14 protein-coding genes are annotated in these 17,380 nt (G+C 35.6%); 4 read left to right on the forward strand and 10 right to left on the reverse strand.

Annotated features, from left to right (window positions below; genetic code table 11):
• Positions 1–82: 82 nt before the first annotated feature.
• Together GB234_RS12735 and rpsO are read right to left on the reverse strand one after the other, a co-directional pair.
• A complete protein-coding gene (locus GB234_RS12735) occupies positions 83–2,308 on the reverse strand; it encodes a polyribonucleotide nucleotidyltransferase (protein ID WP_151894959.1) in 2,226 nt (741 codons plus the stop codon).
• A gap of 246 nt (positions 2,309–2,554) precedes the next feature.
• A complete protein-coding gene (gene rpsO, locus GB234_RS12740) occupies positions 2,555–2,824 on the reverse strand; it encodes a 30S ribosomal protein S15 (protein WP_151894960.1) in 270 nt (89 codons plus the stop codon).
• Between the two features lie 202 nt (positions 2,825–3,026).
• Between rpsO and GB234_RS12745 the strand changes: the two genes are divergently transcribed.
• Positions 3,027–3,848: a hypothetical protein gene (locus GB234_RS12745; RefSeq protein ID WP_151894961.1), complete on the forward strand. Its 822-nt coding sequence runs from the start codon at positions 3,027–3,029 to the stop codon at positions 3,846–3,848.
• A gap of 81 nt (positions 3,849–3,929) precedes the next feature.
• Here GB234_RS12745 and accD read toward each other — a convergent pair whose 3' ends face one another.
• From accD to tamL, 3 genes are all read right to left on the reverse strand, one after another.
• Positions 3,930–4,796 carry an acetyl-CoA carboxylase, carboxyltransferase subunit beta gene (gene accD / locus GB234_RS12750; protein WP_151894962.1) on the reverse strand — a complete coding sequence of 289 codons (867 nt, stop codon included), beginning with the start codon at positions 4,794–4,796 and terminating at the stop codon, positions 3,930–3,932.
• Positions 4,797–4,832: 36 nt separating this feature from the next.
• Positions 4,833–5,900, reverse strand: coding sequence for a class II fructose-bisphosphate aldolase (gene fbaA, locus GB234_RS12755; RefSeq protein ID WP_151894963.1), 1,068 nt, complete (start codon positions 5,898–5,900; stop codon positions 4,833–4,835).
• Positions 5,901–6,166: 266 nt separating this feature from the next.
• Positions 6,167–8,755, reverse strand: coding sequence for a translocation and assembly module lipoprotein TamL (tamL, locus tag GB234_RS12760; RefSeq protein WP_151894964.1), 2,589 nt, complete (start codon positions 8,753–8,755; stop codon positions 6,167–6,169).
• Positions 8,756–8,790: 35 nt separating this feature from the next.
• Between tamL and GB234_RS12765 the strand changes: the two genes are divergently transcribed.
• Entirely contained in the window at positions 8,791–9,519 is a 729-nt protein-coding gene (locus GB234_RS12765; RefSeq protein ID WP_151894965.1) for an RNA methyltransferase, read from the forward strand.
• Here GB234_RS12765 and porT read toward each other — a convergent pair.
• Both porT and ubiE read right to left on the reverse strand, forming a co-directional pair.
• On the reverse strand, positions 9,506–10,213 hold the full coding sequence (porT, locus tag GB234_RS12770; protein ID WP_151894966.1) for a type IX secretion/gliding motility protein PorT/SprT: 708 nt from the start codon (positions 10,211–10,213) through the stop codon (positions 9,506–9,508). The two genes, GB234_RS12765 and porT, sit on opposite strands and share 14 nt — an antisense overlap.
• 3 nt (positions 10,214–10,216) lie before the next feature.
• Positions 10,217–10,954, reverse strand: a complete 738-nt coding sequence (gene ubiE, locus GB234_RS12775; protein ID WP_151894967.1) for a bifunctional demethylmenaquinone methyltransferase/2-methoxy-6-polyprenyl-1,4-benzoquinol methylase UbiE — start codon at positions 10,952–10,954, stop codon at positions 10,217–10,219.
• Positions 10,955–11,121: 167 nt separating this feature from the next.
• Between ubiE and trkA the strand changes: the two genes are divergently transcribed.
• Together trkA and GB234_RS12785 are read left to right on the forward strand one after the other, a co-directional pair.
• Complete coding sequence (trkA, locus tag GB234_RS12780; protein WP_151894968.1) at positions 11,122–12,471, forward strand: Trk system potassium transporter TrkA; 1,350 nt, start codon at positions 11,122–11,124, stop codon at positions 12,469–12,471.
• Positions 12,471–13,976: a TrkH family potassium uptake protein gene (locus GB234_RS12785; RefSeq protein ID WP_151894969.1), complete on the forward strand. Its 1,506-nt coding sequence runs from the start codon at positions 12,471–12,473 to the stop codon at positions 13,974–13,976. Before trkA ends, GB234_RS12785 begins: the two co-directional genes overlap by 1 nt.
• Before the next feature lie 32 nt (positions 13,977–14,008).
• On the opposite strand, the gene GB234_RS12790 is transcribed toward GB234_RS12785, so the two are convergent.
• The 3 genes from GB234_RS12790 to GB234_RS12800 form a co-directional block, all read right to left on the reverse strand.
• The gene (locus GB234_RS12790; protein ID WP_151894970.1) at positions 14,009–14,818 is read right to left on the reverse strand and encodes an OmpA family protein; all 810 of its coding nucleotides are present in this window, start codon (positions 14,816–14,818) and stop codon (positions 14,009–14,011) included.
• A 77-nt stretch (positions 14,819–14,895) separates the two neighbouring features.
• Positions 14,896–16,059, reverse strand: a complete 1,164-nt coding sequence (gene purT / locus GB234_RS12795) for a formate-dependent phosphoribosylglycinamide formyltransferase (RefSeq protein WP_151894971.1) — start codon at positions 16,057–16,059, stop codon at positions 14,896–14,898.
• Between the two features lie 127 nt (positions 16,060–16,186).
• Positions 16,187–17,377 carry a pyridoxal phosphate-dependent aminotransferase gene (locus GB234_RS12800; protein WP_151894972.1) on the reverse strand — a complete coding sequence of 397 codons (1,191 nt, stop codon included), beginning with the start codon at positions 17,375–17,377 and terminating at the stop codon, positions 16,187–16,189.
• Positions 17,378–17,380 lie beyond the last annotated feature (3 nt).

A 17,380-nucleotide genomic window follows, 5' to 3' on the forward strand; every position in this document is an offset into this window, starting at 1 on the left:
ACTATATAAAATTAAAAAAGCGCTTCCCAATAAAAGGAAGCGCTTTTTGTATTAAAATTCTGAGTTACTAATTTTAAATAAATTAGTCTCTCTTTCTGTCATCTCTTCTAGGTCCACGATTATCTCTACCACGGTTGTTGTCACGACTGCCACGATCTTCTCTTGGCTTTGGTGCAACGTAACCTTCAGGCTTAGGTAAAATTGCTTTTCTAGAAACTTTTTCTTTACGAGTGCGTTTGTCAATCCCAAAATATTTTACATCAAACACATCGCCCATGATTACAACATCGCTAACGTTTTCTGTACGTTCCCAAGCTAATTCAGATACGTGCAATAATACTTCGTTTCCTGGTGCTTCCATATATTCCACAACAGCACCAAAATCTAACATCTTGATTACTTTTACTTCATAAACAGAACCAACTTCAGGCTTAAACGTGATAGAATCAATCTTCGCTAAGACTGCGTCAATTCCTTCTTGTCCTGTTCCTAAAATTTCAACAATTCCTTCTTCAGTTTCTGGATCTTCATTGATAACAATTGTTGTTCCAGTTTCTTTTTGAAGTTCTTGGATTACTTTTCCTCCAGGTCCAATTAAAGCACCAATAAATTCATTTGCAATACGTACAGTTACCATCTTAGGAGCGTAATCTTTTACATCTGCTCTAGGAGTAGCAATAGTGTCTGTCAATTTCTCTAAGATATGTAAACGACCATCTCTTGCTTGTTGTAATGCGCTAACAAGTATTTCATAGCTTAATCCTTTTACTTTAATATCCATCTGGCAAGCTGTAATACCATCTGCTGTTCCAGTTACTTTAAAGTCCATATCTCCTAAGTGATCTTCATCCCCTAAAATATCAGATAATACTGCATATTTTCCAGAGTCTGCATCAGAAATAAGCCCCATTGCAATACCAGAAACAGGCTTTGTTAATTGTACACCTGCATCCATCATTGCCATTGTTCCAGCACATACAGTTGCCATTGAAGAAGAACCGTTAGATTCTAAAACTTCACTAACAACACGTACCGTATAAGGACAATTATCTGGCACCATACCTTTTAATCCACGTTGTGCTAAGTTACCGTGTCCTACTTCTCTACGGGAAGTTCCACGAATTGGTCTTGCTTCACCAGTACAGAAAGGAGGGAAATTATAATGAAGATAGAAATTCTCTTCACCTTCATAAGATGGCATGTCTATTTTATTTGCATCTCTAGAGGTACCTAATGTAACAGTTGCTAATGCTTGAGTTTCTCCACGTGTAAAAATTGCAGAACCGTGAACAGATGGTAAATAATCTGTCTCACACCATATAGGGCGAATATCAACAGTTTTTCGACCATCTAAACGTAAACCTTCATTTAGGGTTAAGTCTCTAATTGCTGCCTTCTCTGCGGCGCGGTAATATTTAGAAACTAAACCACCGTAATCCTCTAACTCCTCTTCAGAGAAAGTAGCTTTAATATCTTCTTTGATCTCACTAAAAGCAGTACTACGCTCATGTTTTGAAGAACCAGCTTTTGCAATAGCATAAACTTTATCATACGCCATATCGTGTACCTTTTTCTTAAGATCTGCATCTTCTCTTTCTGCAGGATATTCACGAGTTTCTTTCTTTCCAAAAGCCTCAGCTAACCTAAGTTGTGCCTCACATTGTATTTTAATGTGGTCATGAGCAAACTTAATAGCATCTGCCATTTCTTCTTCACTAATTTCATCCATTTCACCTTCTACCATCATCACACTATCTGCAGATGCTCCAATCATCATATCGATGTCAGATTCTTCAAGTTGTGCTCTTGTTGGGTTGATGATAAATTCGCCATTTACGCGTCCTACTCTTGCTTCAGAGATAGCACACTCAAAAGGAAAATCTGATAATTGGATTGCTGCAGAAGCCGCAAGACCTGCCATAGCATCTGGCATAACGTCTTCATCATGAGACATTAACTGGATCATCACTTGAGTTTCAGAGTGGTAATCTTTTGGGAATAATGGACGTAATACACGATCCACTAAGCGCATTGTTAAAACTTCACCATCACTTGGTCGAGCTTCTCTTTTAAAGAAACCACCTGGGTAACGTCCTGCTGCTGCAAATTTTTCACGGTAATCCACCGTTAATGGTAAGAAATCTAAGTCTTTTTGTTCGTAGTTAGAAACTACAGTACAAAGTAACATACATTTTCCAGACTGCACTACTACAGATCCGTGCGCCTGTTTTGCTAATTTTCCAGTTTCGATAGAAATTTCTCTACCGTCACCAAGGTCAATGACCTCTTTAAATACTTTAGGTATCATACTTTTCATATTTGATGCGCACCCGCGCATCGTTAATTTGGTCAAGGTTTGACTTTCAAACCAAGTGTTGTTGTGTTGTGTGTGGTTTGACCAATGAAAAACTAAGGGTAGCCTTTTATGTATTTAATGAACGTATCGGGTTTTTAATTTATTCTCTTTCCCAAAGCAGAGATACTTAATCTTATTCCCCTAAAAAAATTGGGGTTAAAAAAAATAAGGAGCGCTTTGTGGGCGCTCCTTTATATATTATTTACGTAATCCTAATTCAGCAACGATTGCTCTGTAGCGTAAAATGTCTTTTTTCATTAGATAGTCTAATAAAGAACGACGCTTACCTACTAGTTTTACTAGAGAACGCTCTGTGTTGTAATCCTTGTGATTTCTTTTAAGGTGACCAGTAAGGTGCTCAATTCTGTAAGTAAATAAAGCAATTTGTCCTTCTGCTGTTCCTGTGTCTGTTGCAGATTTTCCGTGCTTTGCGAAAATCTCTGACTTCTCTTTTGGGTCTAAATACATGCTAATATTGTTGTAAATGATTTTTATGTATGAATGGCGTCTATCGCAATTCGGGTGCAAAAATAAGCAATACTTTTATATTTCAAACATTTAGTTAAAGATATTCAAGTATTGATGAATAAAAATTTCAGCAAGTATTATACGTAAATTAAGCTTTTTAACGTTGTAATAGTCTCAATAAAGAACCTTTTAAAACCATATTATGAAAATCACACAGTTTGCATATGTAGCAATGTTTTGTTTTGCACTTGTTTTTACAAGTTGCGAAAAAGATGAAGATCAAGAAACCGAAACACAATTCAATTTTTCGGCCGAAGACAATTTGAGGGCAGCTCAAGCGGATAATGCCACAGATGGGGCACTCAATATTGTTGAAAATGGCTATGTTGAAGCAGAAGAGGGGAGAAGCCAAATAAATTCTTTCTTCAATGAATGCGCTATTATTACCATACAGCCCAATGGAAACGGAGGAAGTATTGTTATAGATTTTGGCGAAGGTTGCCAGCTCAATAACAGTTCTATTGTTAGCGGAATCATCAACATGGACTACGGCGCCATCGTTGGCGGTACACGCACTATCAATTATCAATTTGAAAATTTTATCTACAATAGTAATAGTGTTACCGGTGGTGGCGAAATACTACGTGAAATTGCCAACAACAACGGAAATCCTCAATCTACCATAAACGAATCCATCGTAATTGGCTTTCCAAACACAAGTGTTACGGCGACGCGTACGGGATTGAGAGTTGCAGAATGGGTAGCGGGAGTTGGCAGTGGTACTTGGCAAGACAATGTTTATAACATTACGGGCAACTGGGATACACAATTGACAAACGGATTTAACCGAAGCGGGCTCGTAACCGAAAAACTAGTACGCAAATTGAGCTGTTCCTATCTTGTTAGTGGATTGTTAGAAGTAACTCAAAATAACTTTACGGGAGTCATAAACTGGGGAGCGGGTGAGTGCGATAACTTGGCAACACTGGAAGTCAATGGTCAAGTGTATGATATTGTCTTATAATTTTTGCTGCTGAAATTTTAAGGAATTAAAAAATCCGCTGTTATTGGAACAGCGGATTTTTTTGATTATTATGCATTAGCATTAAGCAGTCATGTGTCTTACGGGTCTGTTTAATACAAGGTCTAAGTATAAATTTACTTTTTGTTTTAAGTCTTTACGATGCGAGATAAAATCTAAGAAACCATGTTCAAGTACAAACTCTGCGGTTTGAAAACCTTCTGGTAATTCTTTTCCTGTAGTATCACGTACTACACGTGGGCCTGCAAAACCAATTAATGCACCTGGCTCACTTATGTTAATGTCACCAAGCATAGCGAATGATGCGGTTGTACCTCCTGTTGTAGGGTCTGTACATAATGACACGTAAGGAATTCCAGCATCTGCTAATTGTGCTAATTTTGAACTTGTCTTTGCTAATTGCATTAATGAAAGTGCAGCTTCCATCATACGGGCGCCACCACTTTTGCTTATTAATAAAAAAGGAATGTTTTTCTTTAGGGAATAATCTGCAGCACGAGCAATTTTTTCACCTACAACACTACCCATAGAACCACCAATAAAACTAAAATCCATACAAGCAACAACTAGATCTGCTCCGTTTGATTTTCCTACTGCCGTGCGTACGGCATCTTTTAATCCCGTTTTTGCTTGAGCATCTTTAAGACGGTCTACGTATTTTTTCTTATCCTCAAATTCTAGAGGATCTTTAGAAGTAAGATTTTTGTCTAATTCTTTAAACTTATTATTATCAAAGAAAATTTCAAAGTACTCCTTACTGCCTACTCTTACGTGATACCCATCTTCTGGGCTTACGTAAAAGTTTTTTTCTAGCTCGTCTGCATCAACTACTTTTCCAGTAGGTGATTTATACCAAAGCCCTTTAGGAATATCCTTTTTTTCTTCTGTTGGGGTGCTAATACCTTTTTTTGTTCTTTTAAACCAAGACATATTTTATTCGGTTAGGGGAGTTTTAAAATACTCCAATTATAATGTATTTACGTTGTTCAAGTCTTCAAAAGCTTTTTTCAATCTAGCTTTAAACGTGATTTCACCTTCGCGAAGCCACTTTCTTGGGTCGTAATATTTTTTATTTGGTAATTCTTCGCCATCAGGGTTTCCTATTTGAGTCATCAAATACTCTTTATTGGCAAGTACATAATCGCGTACGCCTTCAGTATAAGCAAATTGTAAATCTGTATCGATATTCATTTTTACAACTCCGTACCCTATTGCTTCTCTAATTTCTTCAACCGTAGATCCACTACCACCATGGAAAACAAAATCTACAGGATTGTGCCCTGTATTAAATTTTTTCTGAACAAACTCCTGTGAGTTTTTCAAAATCTTTGGAGTTAATTTTACATTACCAGGCTTATAAACACCGTGCACATTTCCAAAGGCTGCAGCAATTGTAAACTGGTCGCTTACTTTCATTAATTCCTCATAGGCATAAGCTACTTCTTCTGGTTGTGTATATAACTTAGACACATCAACATCACTGTTGTCAACACCATCTTCTTCACCTCCAGTAATACCTAATTCAATCTCTAAAGTCATCCCTATTTTGCTCATGCGAGCAAGATACTTTTTACAGATTTCAATGTTCTCTTCAATTGGCTCCTCACTTAAATCAATCATGTGCGAGCTGTATAGTGGTTTGCCTGTCTCTTTAAAAAACTGCTCTCCTGCATCTAACAAACCGTCAATCCAAGGTAATAATTTTTTTGCACAATGATCTGTGTGGAGTATAACAGTTGCGCCGTAAATTTCTGCCATTTGATGTACATGCTTTGCCCCAGCTACACCTCCCGCTATTGCTGCTCGCTCTCCATCATTATTTAAACCTTTTCCAGCATTAAATAAACATCCGCCATTAGAAAACTGAATATTAACTGGCGCGTTTAATTCTGCAGCCGTTTCCATAACAGCATTTACACTGCTAGAACTTACTACATTAACAGCAGGCATTGCAAATCCTTTTTCCTTTGCATAGGCATGTATTGCTTGAATTTCTTTTCCAGTGGCAACTCCGGCCTTTATATTGTGACTCATATTGTTGTTTAAATTTGGGTGTAAAAATAACGATTTTAGTCCTACGATTTACGATATAGGATTGTAGTTTTCAACCATCCTAGTTTTAGATTAAAAAATCCAGTGATTAGCATAGAATTATTAAAATAATAATTATGCGTTTAATGTTTTATAATAATTTTGTTTTCTTCGGAAATGTGCCTAAAATGTTACTGACTAAATTTTATTAAATAGAAGAGTAATAAAACAGGTTAAATTTCAGAAGGAATAATACTTAATAAAATTTATTAGAAAGGGTAATTAATCCCAATGTTATAAACAGCATTGTTAAAATTGTACTCCTTAAACCAGCGTTCACCCTCAGGAAGTGCTGGGTTGTGAGTTTTAAAACCAGTGTCTAACCTAAAGACGAAAAAGCCAAAATCATAACGAATACCCAATCCGCTTGCAATAGCAATTTCTTTCAAATCTGCAAGACCACTAAAACGCGATGCTTCATCTTCTACATTGTCCAGCGCGTTCCAAATGTTTCCTGCGTCTACAAAAAAGGCTCCTTTAAATGCGCCTAAAATAGTAAATCGATATTCTGCATTAAATGCAAGTTTAAAATTAGCTTCATTAAAATCAAAAATGCTTCCGCTGCTTCCAGGGCCTAAGTCATAAGGGCGCCATCCTCTGTTATCATTAGCGCCACCAGCAAAATAACTACGGGTAAATGGTATGCTATTACTGTTGCCGTAAGGGATTGCAATCCCTCCAAAACCTCTTACTGCAAATACATTTTGCCCAGCAAGTTCCCAGTGTTTTATAAATTCGGCTTCAACTTTACCATATTGAGAAAATACAACGCCACCGGTTTCAAAATTACCATCTTCATTTTTTTCAAGTCCAGCAATATTTGATATTCCCGCTAGTACGTTGCCGGCACTTTCAATTTTCCATCTAAATCTAGAAAAATTCTTATCAAATATATTGTCTCTCGTGTCTCTTGTCCACACAAAATTTGTTGTAAAGATAAGATTGTCCTCTGTTAATCTATTGCCTCTTTCAATAACGCTTAAAAGTATATCGCTGTTGTCTGGGGAGAGGGTGTAAGGGCTTTCTGGGGCTGTTGTAGTTTGTAAAAAACTATTAATGCCATTAGGTATATTTAATACTATATCATTGTCTTCGTCAAGGGTGTAAAAATCTGGGTTAATGATTCCAGGGTCTGCAGCTTCAATATCTCTTGCTATTTCGTTAACTTGATCAAATGAGTTGCGATAGACATTGAAAAAATTATCTGTATTTAAATTACGTACATAGGATACATTAACAAGGTCAAGACTATTTTCTCTAATTTTTGATGGTTTCCAATTATAATTAAAAATAGCACTTAAATTTTGACGGTCAAGGCCTATGTTATTTTGTGCGTTAAACCCTATGCTTATATTTGTTCTTGGCCCCATATATTTAGGGATAATCTTGTTTGTGTTTATAGGAAATAGAAAACGCGGAAAAGATAGTTTAGCATCAACACCAAATTCTGAAATATTAAAAAAACTTTCATCATCTGCGGCATCTTTTGAAGAACCTACTGAGCCACTTCCAGTAATTTGTAGAGTTTCGGCACCTCTAAAAATATTTCTTAGCAGGAGTGAACCGCTGCCACCAATACCTATTTGTTGTATGGTAGAAGTATAAGCGTCAAAACTAGCATTGAGAGTTGCTTTTTTTCTAGGTGTTAAAAATATAGTACTTATTAAACCAGTTTTTGTGGAATCTCTAGGGTCTTCTTGGTAAGATAGATTAGGGTATTTAAAAATACGTAAATCACTAATTTGATTATAAGTAAGTGTACGGTCAATGTCTTTAAAAGTTTTATTAGGTGTTATTGAAATAGCATCTGTAATTGCTTTAGGGCGATACCGCATTTTTTCATAACTGTACAATGTGTATCCTTTAAATTCAATAGAATCTGAAAATTTTTTCCCTTGGTTTGCAAAAGTATAATCTGTGATAATTTTAACTTCGTTTACTTTATGTACTTTAAAGGGCTCTGTGTAGCTAGAGTCTCCTACTTCAATTTTACGGTCAGGAATTATATAGGTCATGTTTGCCTTATGCCCTGTATTCACTGTGTCTCCTTCAAAACTTATATACTCACGGTCAAAATAGTAAAGACCAGAATTACGCATTTGTATATTGATACGCTCTCGTTCATTTTCAAAGTCTGAAGCCTCATATTGCTTCCCTTTTTTTACAAACGCTTTTGATTTTGTCATTTGAAAAATAGAATCAACAACAGGAGAGCTAATCCTCTCTTGAAGACTATCAACAATATACGGCATGTGCCTTGTTACATTAAAAGTGATAGCAGCACGCTTTGCTTTACTAGAGTCTGACACTATTTTATACTCTGCCTCTGTATTAAACCACCCTCTTTTTGCATACCATGATTTAACACGTTGAAGTGATTTCTCAGTCTTTTCCTTTTCAATAATTACAGGTGCATCCCCAGATTTTAATAGCCATTCATTAAAACCTACATATGTGTTTCCTAACTCATCGACTTGCTTTTTTGATAAAAAGCGCACAAGTCGTTCTTCTCGTTTAGGTTTTTTATGCAGCCATTTGTAATATGTTGAATCTGCCTCTTGGTCTGCCATATTGTAAATATGCAATCCCACGGGGATTCCAATGATGGGTAGCGTTGTATTTGGCCGTTGAACAAACTGGCTTTCTACACCTAGATCACTTATCTTTTCACCGTCAACAATGATTGTATTTTCAGTAAGCAAAAACTTATCATCTGGAACGTGTTTTACCGCATTACACGATAGTACTAACGCTACAAATACTAAAATTAATGATATTTTTGTGAGGCTTCTTTTCAAGAGGAAATTTTAATCAAGTTCAAAAATAGAGAAAATTGATAAGTAAAAGTCAAATTAAATTAATAACAAGTTTGAAGCAAAAAAAGTACCGTGCTATTGAAGGACTTTTTGTTGCAGAAGGTCCTAAGGTAATTGCCGAACTTATTGCTTCAAATATGGAATTACATAGTCATTTTTCTTCGGAAATAAATGCTGTTGAAAATGATAAGACTCATAAAATTACAGCGACCGAACTTAAAAAAATTAGTTTTCTTACTACGGCAAATAAATCATTGGCACTGTTTGAAATTCCACAAATTTCCGAAGTTAATAAAAGTGGATTGACCGTTGTTCTCGATGCTATTAGAGATCCTGGAAATCTAGGGACAATTATTAGACTTTGTGATTGGTTTGGCGTGGAACAATTAGTGTGTTCGCTAGATACGGTGGATTGCTATAATCCAAAAGTTATACAAGCAACGATGGGGTCTATTGCTCGGGTTAATGTTCATTATATTGATGTTTCAGCATTTATTAAAAATACAGAGCTCCCAGTATATGGGGGTGTGATGAATGGCAATAGTATTTACAATGAGGCATTACCTGCAGATGCAATTGTTGTTTTAGGAAATGAGGCAAATGGTATTTCAAAAGTTATTATGGAACAATTGACTCATAGAATTACGATACCGCAATTTGGAAAATCTCAAGAAACCGATAGTTTAAATGTAGCTACAGCTACGGCTGTTTTGTTGAGTGAATTTAGAAGGACTACTGGAATGTAAAATTGATAAAAACGCCTCTAGAGTTTAGTGAGCTTATGTTTGAAGTGTAATTGCTAAATGTGTCTGCATCTGGAACTAACTCATCACTCATTGCAAAAACACCACGAATTGAAGGGGTGAATTTAAAGAAGTATAGATAGAAATCTATTCCAAACCCTAGTTCGTAATAATTAGTATAGGTTGTAGTTCTAAATTGCCCTTGGGAATTGTCTTCAGGGTTTTTTTCATTACTGGAGAGGTTGAGTGATGTTGAAACTCCACCAACGATGAAAGGTTTCCAGTTATTTAGCCTTTTTGTTGAAAACTTAACAAGTAGTGGTACATGTATGTATGTAGATTTTACTTCTCTTAAAATATCTGCTTCTTCTGTAAATCCAGGAAACCTAAGATTACGTTGTGTAAAATAAAGTCCTGGTTCAAGACGTAGGTTAATATAGTTATTAATGCGCATATCTCCCACTAATCCTACATTAAAACCTGTTGATCCTTCTACAACAATATCAGTCTCTGCGTTGCTAAACTCATTGTTGTATTCAATTTTAAAATCATAACTATTAAAACCTAGAAAATATCCCCAAGTAAGGAATTGATTATCAAAAGTTTCAATATTTGCTAAACGTTCTCTGCTAAAAAGCTGTGCTTGTGCTGTTTGACCAAGCATTATAACGGCTATTACAATTAGTATTTTTTTCATAAATTATTTTGTAGCGCTGTAAATGGTGGCTACACCAAAAGTTTGGGGTTTGTGCTCCACTTGTATAAACCCAATTTTCTTCAAAATATTGTTGAGAACTTCACCGTGTGGAAATACAGAGGCACTTTCAGATAAATATTTATAGGCTACTTTATCTGAGCTAAATAGTTTACCTACTAATGGAAGTACATTTTTACTATAAATATGATAACCTTGCTTAAATGGAAACTTAGTAGGAACAGATGTTTCTAAAATGATAAACAAGCCACCCTTTTTTAAAACCCTTAAAATTTCGGAAAGGCCTTTTTCGAGATTTTCAAAATTACGAACTCCAAATGATACGGTAATCGCATCAAAACTATTGTCATCAAATGGCAAAGCTTCAGAATCTCCTTGAATAAATTCTATTTTATTTTGGAGCTTGGTGTCTTTTACCTTTATTCTTGCTTGTTCTAACATCCCGTTAGATAAATCAAGACCTACAATTCTTGTGGCTTTTGTTTCGTTAGCAAATTTTATTGCAAGGTCGCCTGTTCCTGTAGCAATGTCAAGAATGCTTTCTGGCTTAGTTGCCGCGATGGCTTTAACAACTTTTTTACGCCATTTAAGATCCATGCGTAAGGATATAACTCTGTTTAAGCCATCATAGTTTCCACTAATGGTATCAAACATTTGTTCTACCTGCTTCTTTTTATTAAGCTGAGAGTCTTTATAAGGCGTTATTTTTTTGTCTTCTTTCATTGCGGGTGCAAAGGTAGGTACTTTTTAGAATATTATTATACATTTTCAATGTCATTACTATGTGTTTCAAGTGTTAAAATAAATAGATCAATCAATAATTAAGTAGGTTAAGAGATACACGTTTTAAATTTTCAATACCTTTGCACCATTATTCGTAAGAACTTTCTATGAAAATTATAATCGCCGGTGCCGGTGAAGTGGGGTTTCATTTAGCTAAATTATTATCTTTTGAATCTCAAGATATTACATTAATTGATACAGACCGAGAATCATTAGCATATGCTGATACGCATCTTGACATTAGAGTTGTGCGCGGTGATGCAACTTCTATAAGAGTTTTAGAGGAGAGTAATATTCAAAGTATAGATTTAGTTATCGCTGTTACTTCTTCTGAAACTACTAATATTACAGTATGCGTTTTAGCAAAACAATTAGGCGCAAAAAAGACGATTGCTAGAATAAGTAATACCGAATTTATCGAAAGAAAAGATGAGGTAGGTTTTACAAAATTTGGAATTGACGAGCTCATCTCCCCAGAATCTTTAGCTGCAAACGAAATAGAACTACTACTTAATCAAAGTGCTTTTAATGACTCTTATGAATTTGAAGGCGGTGCTTTAACAATGATTGGGCTTAGTCTTTCTAGAACAAATGCATTTGTAGATAGAACTATAAAAGAAGTAGGGGCTATGTTTCCTAATTTAGAATATGCGCCAATTGCTATGCAACGTTTTGGGACACAATATACATTGATACCTCGTGGTGATACAAAGTTTAAAGAAGGTGATCAAGTATATTTTATTACAACAAAAGAAGGGTTGAACGAAATCTATACTATTATTGGTAAAGAGCGTAAAGAGATAAAAAATGTGATGATATTGGGCGGAGGTAACATTGGTTACAAAACAGCCAGAGACCTTTGTCATAATAAGTTTAAAGTTAAACTTATTGAGAATAATAAAGACAGAGCTTTTGAAGTAGCTGATGATATTCCTAGCTGTTTAGTGATTAATGGAGATGGCCGTAATGTTGATTTGCTCACCGAAGAAGATCTACAAGAAATGGATGCTTTTGTGAGTGTAACAGGAAATAGCGAAACAAATATTATGTCTTGCTTAGTAGCAAAAAGTAAAGGGGTGGGAAAAGCAATTGCTCTAGTTGAAAATATGGATTATTTTCAATTGTCTCACAGTATAGGTATTGATACTTTAATTAATAAAAAGTTATTAGCAGCAAATAATATTTTTAGATATATCCGCAAAGGAGAAGTTGTTGCGATGACTAAGCTAAATAATATGAATGCTGAGTTGCTTGAGTTTGTAGTAACATCAACATCAAAAGTAAGCGGAAAAAAAATAAAAGATATTGAAGTACCCCGCTCGGCTATAATTGGTGGAATCGTTCGTCAAGGCGAAGGTCTAATTCCACTTGGAGATTTTAAGATTGAAATAAATGATCGTGTGGTTGTTTGTTGTCTACCACAATCAATTAATAAAGTTGAAAAACTTTTTATATAATGCCTTTTTATAAAAAAGTAAATTATAAAATTATTACCCACCTCATGGGGCTCCTGCTTGCAGTAAATGGTGGTTTTATGTTGTTATCATCTTTAGTAAGTTTTTTCTATAAAGACGGCGTTTTTAAAGAGATGGTGTTTTCTGGAGTTTTGACAATGGTACTAGGAGGAGTGATTATGCTCTTGACTCGCAATCATAAAAAAGAAATCGTAAAAAGAGATGGTTATATTATTGTTTCTTTAGGTTGGGTCATTATGTCGCTTGCGGGAACAGCTCCTTATATTTTTACAGGTGCTATTCCCAGTTTTACAAATGCTTTTTTTGAAACAATGAGTGGGTACTCCACAACAGGCGCTTCTATTCTATCTGATATAGAAAGCCTACCAAAAGGTATTTTGTTTTGGAGAAGTATTACCCACTGGATAGGTGGGATGGGTATTATTGTTTTAGCCATTGCTATTTTACCATTATTGGGAATAGGAGGAATGCAACTATTTGCTGCTGAAGCACCAGGTCCTGGAGGAGATAAATTACACCCTCGAATTACTGATACGGCTAAGCGTCTATGGCTTATCTATGTAGGGTATACTATTGCAGAAACTATATTGCTTAAGTTAGCTGGGATGAGCTTTTTTGATGCGATTAATCATTCCTTAAGTACCTTGAGCACAGGAGGATTTTCAACTAAAAATAATAGTGTTGCATATTGGAATGACACACCTCTAATACAATATATTATAATCTTTTTTATGTTTTTAGCAGGAACTAATTTTGTACTTAGCTACTATGCGTTTAAAGGTAGATTTAGTAAAATATTTAGAGATGAAGAATTTAAAGTATATAGTATAGTTATAGTTGCATTGACTACTATTGCAGCTTGTTTAATATACTTAGATGTTGATATGACTGCTAGTTCTATCGCACATCCCATGCTATTGGGTCAATTTGAGAGTGGTCTTCGTCATGCTTTATTTCAGGTATTAGCTATTGTTACCACTACAGGTTTTGTTACAGCTGATTATGCTGTGTGGACCCCATTACTTACAATTTTCTTTTTCGGTTTAATGTTTTTAGGAGGTTCTTCAGGATCAACAGCAGGAGGAATTAAAATTGTGCGTCACTTAATTATGATTAAAAACGGACTCATGGAATTTAAACGCACATTACATCCTAATGCGATTATTCCAGTTCGTTATAATAATAAGTCTGTACAACAACCTATTGTTTTTAACATACTTGGTTTTTTTATATTATATATGCTCTCTTTTATTGTAGGGGTATTAGTATTCTCTGCGCTGGGCTTGGATTTTCAAACAGCACTCGGTGGCGCTGCCTCAACATTAGGAAACGTAGGTCCCGCGTTAGGTGATTTAGGACCGGTTAATAATTATGGAGAATTGCCGTCCGCAGCAAAATGGTGGGCTTCATTTTTAATGCTCATTGGTAGATTAGAGCTATTTACGGTTCTTATTTTATTTACACCCTTCTTTTGGAGAAATAGATAAACGCTACAATATATTAGTAGCAAAAAGTAAAGCTACTCAACATCTGTTATCATAATTTCTACACGTCTATCCTTAGTGTTGTTTTCTCCAGTGGGTTGTCTAAACGCCATTCCTTCATAGCGCATTCTTCTTCTTTCAATACCTTTTTTTCTTAGAAAATTGTAGAGTGCTTGAGCACGTGCTTCGCTTAAATTGTTTTTACCCGTTCGCACATTTATAAAATCGTTTCCTGGGCGTAGTGGGTCACCGCAGCATACATGGCCAATTAATTTAAATTTAATGTTAGCATTTTCTTTTAAAAAAATTGTCAATTTGTCAAGAGCATCTCTGCTTTCGTCCATAATGACATCTCTGTCTTGATAAAACATAATGCCTTCAAGCGTAATTTTATCACCCTTCTTTAAACTACTTGTAAAAGAAGGTTTTTTCTTAGGAACAATAATTGGCTCAATAATAATATCACCAGCTTCTGGAATATGATCTTTTTTGTAATGTACTAAAATATCAACTCGTCTATTTTTAGCTGCATCTGTATCGAGTTCACCGTAACCTTGCGAAGAGATAATAGTAAACTCCCGTAGCAGGGCAGTCACATTTGCCGCACGTTCATTAGAAAGTTTTAAATTATACTCTGGACTTCCCAAACTATTAGTATATCCTTTTATATGGATATCAAGTTCGTCCTTTTCTTCGGAAATATTAATGCCTTCAATAATCTGCAAATGTTGTGCACTTAGTCTAGCAGAATCATGCTCAAAATACAAAGAAAACTTTTGTTCCGTTTCTTGGCAAATTGCCAAAAGTGGAAATAATAAGAAGAATAGAAGATAAGTACGTTTCAATGCTAAAATTTTGATCCAACTATAAAAATATAAAAATTAAAATAGATGACATTTAGGCTCACATTTCCGAAGCTATTTTATCCTGTTATTGTAATTCCTTTTGCTAATTTTTTTGCTTTTTCTGTAACTTCATTAATGTCACCATCAAGCGAATCATAAGTGACAACAACTCCCATTCTTCGATAAGGGCGGGAGGTGGGTTTTCCAAAAATTCTAAAATCTGTTTTTGATGCTTCGGCTAAAGTTTCTAATCCTTCAAATTTAGGCATATCTGAATTTTTTGATGCAAGCAATACAGCACTCGCTCCTATGCGTTCTTGAGTGATTTCAGCAATTGGTAATCCTGTGATTGCACGAAGGTGTAATTCAAATTCATTAAAATTTTGAGTATTAGCTAGGGTAACCATTCCAGTATCATGAGGTCTTGGCGAAAGTTCAGAAAAATAAACGCCATCCTTACCTACAAAAAATTCAACTCCCCATATTCCATTACCTGTAAGTGAAGCTGTTACTTTAGCTGCCATGTCTTTAGCTGTTTGTAAATCTATGTCTTGCATGGCTGCTGGTTGCCAGCTTTCTTGATAATCACCTCTTTCTTGACGGTGTCCAATAGGAGGGCAAAAAAGCGTGTTACCGTTTTGTTGTGTGACAGTGAGTAGCGTAATTTCATAATCAAAGTTGATAAATGCTTCGACGATAACTTCGGCAACATCACCACGGGAGCCTTCTTGCGAGTAGTCCCAGGCCTTTTGAATGTCGCTTTCTGTTTTGATGGTGCTTTGGCCCTTTCCGCTGGAGGACATTAATGGTTTTACAACGCATGGCATTCCTATGATTTCTACAGCTGCTTTAAGCTCGTTAGATGAGGTTGCGTATTTATAAGGTGCGGTTTTAAGGCTGAGTTCTTTCGCTGCTAAATCTCTAATAGCCTTACGATTCATTGTATAATTTGCTGCTTTTGCAGAGGGTACAACTACATAGCCTTGCTTTTCGTATTCATAAAGCCTTTCTGTACGTATGGCTTCAATTTCAGGTACAATAAAGTCTGGTTTGTGCTTTTCAATAGTTGCGTCTAAGGCTTCGGCATCGAGCATATTAATAATCTCTTTTTCATGAGCAACTTGCATACCGGGTGCGTGGTCATAACTGTCCACGGCAATAATATAGTGTCCTAGTCGTTGTGCGGAGATTATAAATTCTTTTCCTAACTCACCAGATCCTAACAAAAGTATTTTAGCCATAATTTCGAAAAATTTTAAAGATGAAACAAAACTACTATTTTCAATGTATCTATCCTGTATAAGTAATAACTAAAAAAGCTCGTTGATTTATTTCAACGAGCTTTTTTATTGTAGTTACATTTCGGTATTAAGAAGTAAGTGCTTCTTTAATTTGTGCCATTGCTGTTGAAATGTCGTTTTCTGATGCTGCATACGAAATACGAATACAATTAGGGTCGCCAAAAGCCTCGCCAGTCACAGTTGCTACTTTTGCGTGCTCTAAAAGATAGAGTGAAAAATCTGTCGCATTACTAATTGTAGTGCCACGAAGGGTTTTGCCAAAGTAAGCGGCAATATCTGGAAATACATAAAATGCTCCTTCTGGCTCATTTGTTTTAATATCTGGAATTTCAGAAAGAAGTCCCAAAATAAGTGCTCTTCTATTTTTAAAAGCATCCACCATATATTGAATTTTGCTAGGTGGATTTTCTAACGCAACTATTGTTGCCTTTTGTGCAATACAGTTTGCACCACTAGTTACTTGACCTTGCATTTTATTACACGCACGTGCAATATATTCTGGAGCCCCAATAAAGCCTATTCTCCATCCAGTCATTGAAAATGCTTTAGATACTCCATTTACAGTAACTGTACGATCATACATATCATCAAATTGTGCCATAGATACATGGTCACCAATGAAATTGATATGTTCGTAAATTTCATCGCTTATTATGATGATTTTTGGGTATTTAACGAGTACATCTGCAAGTGCTCTCAACTCTTCTCTACTATAAACAGAGCCACTTGGATTACAAGGTGAACTGTAAATAATCATTTTAGTTTTTGGAGTAATTGCAGCCTCTAACTCTTGAGGAGTTACTTTAAAATCGTTATTAATTGACGTTTTAATTTCAACAGGTACACCACCAGCAACTTTGCTAATATCTCCATAACTTACCCAGAAAGGTGCGGGAAGTAATACTTCGTCGCCAGGGTTTAATAGTACTTGTGCTAAGTTGTATAATGATTGCTTTGCTCCGGTTGATACTACAATTTGAGATGGTTTATAATCCAGTCCATTATCACGCTTAAATTTTGTAATAATTGCTTCTTTTAAATCACCATAACCATCTACGGGAGTGTATGAGTGAAAATCATCGTTTACAGCTTTGATGGCAGCATCTTTGACAAATTCGGGAATTGTAAAATCTGGTTCCCCTAGGCTTAGTCCTATTATTTTTTCGCCAGCTTCTTTTAGTTCTCTGGCTTTTGCTGCCATTGCAAGTGTGGCAGAAGTTGCCATCTCGTTTATGCGGTTAGAAAGTTTGTTGTCCATGTT

It is taken from the genome of Patiriisocius marinistellae (genome assembly GCF_009014635.1).
Classification (GTDB): Bacteria; Bacteroidota; Bacteroidia; order Flavobacteriales; family Flavobacteriaceae; genus Patiriisocius; species Patiriisocius marinistellae.

What these genes read in the sequence shown, in the direction of transcription:
- purT (WP_151894971.1), bottom strand. Translation starts at nt 16,059, where the DNA reads ATGGCTAAAATACTTTTGTTAGGATCTGGTGAGTTAGGAAAAGAATTT.
- trkA (WP_151894968.1), top strand. Translation starts at nt 11,122, where the DNA reads ATGAAAATTATAATCGCCGGTGCCGGTGAAGTGGGGTTTCATTTAGCT.
- ubiE (WP_151894967.1), bottom strand. Translation starts at nt 10,954, where the DNA reads ATGAAAGAAGACAAAAAAATAACGCCTTATAAAGACTCTCAGCTTAAT.
- GB234_RS12745 (WP_151894961.1), top strand. Translation starts at nt 3,027, where the DNA reads ATGAAAATCACACAGTTTGCATATGTAGCAATGTTTTGTTTTGCACTT.
- fbaA (WP_151894963.1), bottom strand. Translation starts at nt 5,900, where the DNA reads ATGAGTCACAATATAAAGGCCGGAGTTGCCACTGGAAAAGAAATTCAA.
- accD (WP_151894962.1), bottom strand. Translation starts at nt 4,796, where the DNA reads ATGTCTTGGTTTAAAAGAACAAAAAAAGGTATTAGCACCCCAACAGAA.
- rpsO (WP_151894960.1), bottom strand. Translation starts at nt 2,824, where the DNA reads ATGTATTTAGACCCAAAAGAGAAGTCAGAGATTTTCGCAAAGCACGGA.
- porT (WP_151894966.1), bottom strand. Translation starts at nt 10,213, where the DNA reads ATGAAAAAAATACTAATTGTAATAGCCGTTATAATGCTTGGTCAAACA.
- GB234_RS12800 (WP_151894972.1), bottom strand. Translation starts at nt 17,377, where the DNA reads ATGGACAACAAACTTTCTAACCGCATAAACGAGATGGCAACTTCTGCC.
- GB234_RS12735 (WP_151894959.1), bottom strand. Translation starts at nt 2,308, where the DNA reads ATGATACCTAAAGTATTTAAAGAGGTCATTGACCTTGGTGACGGTAGA.
- GB234_RS12785 (WP_151894969.1), top strand. Translation starts at nt 12,471, where the DNA reads ATGCCTTTTTATAAAAAAGTAAATTATAAAATTATTACCCACCTCATG.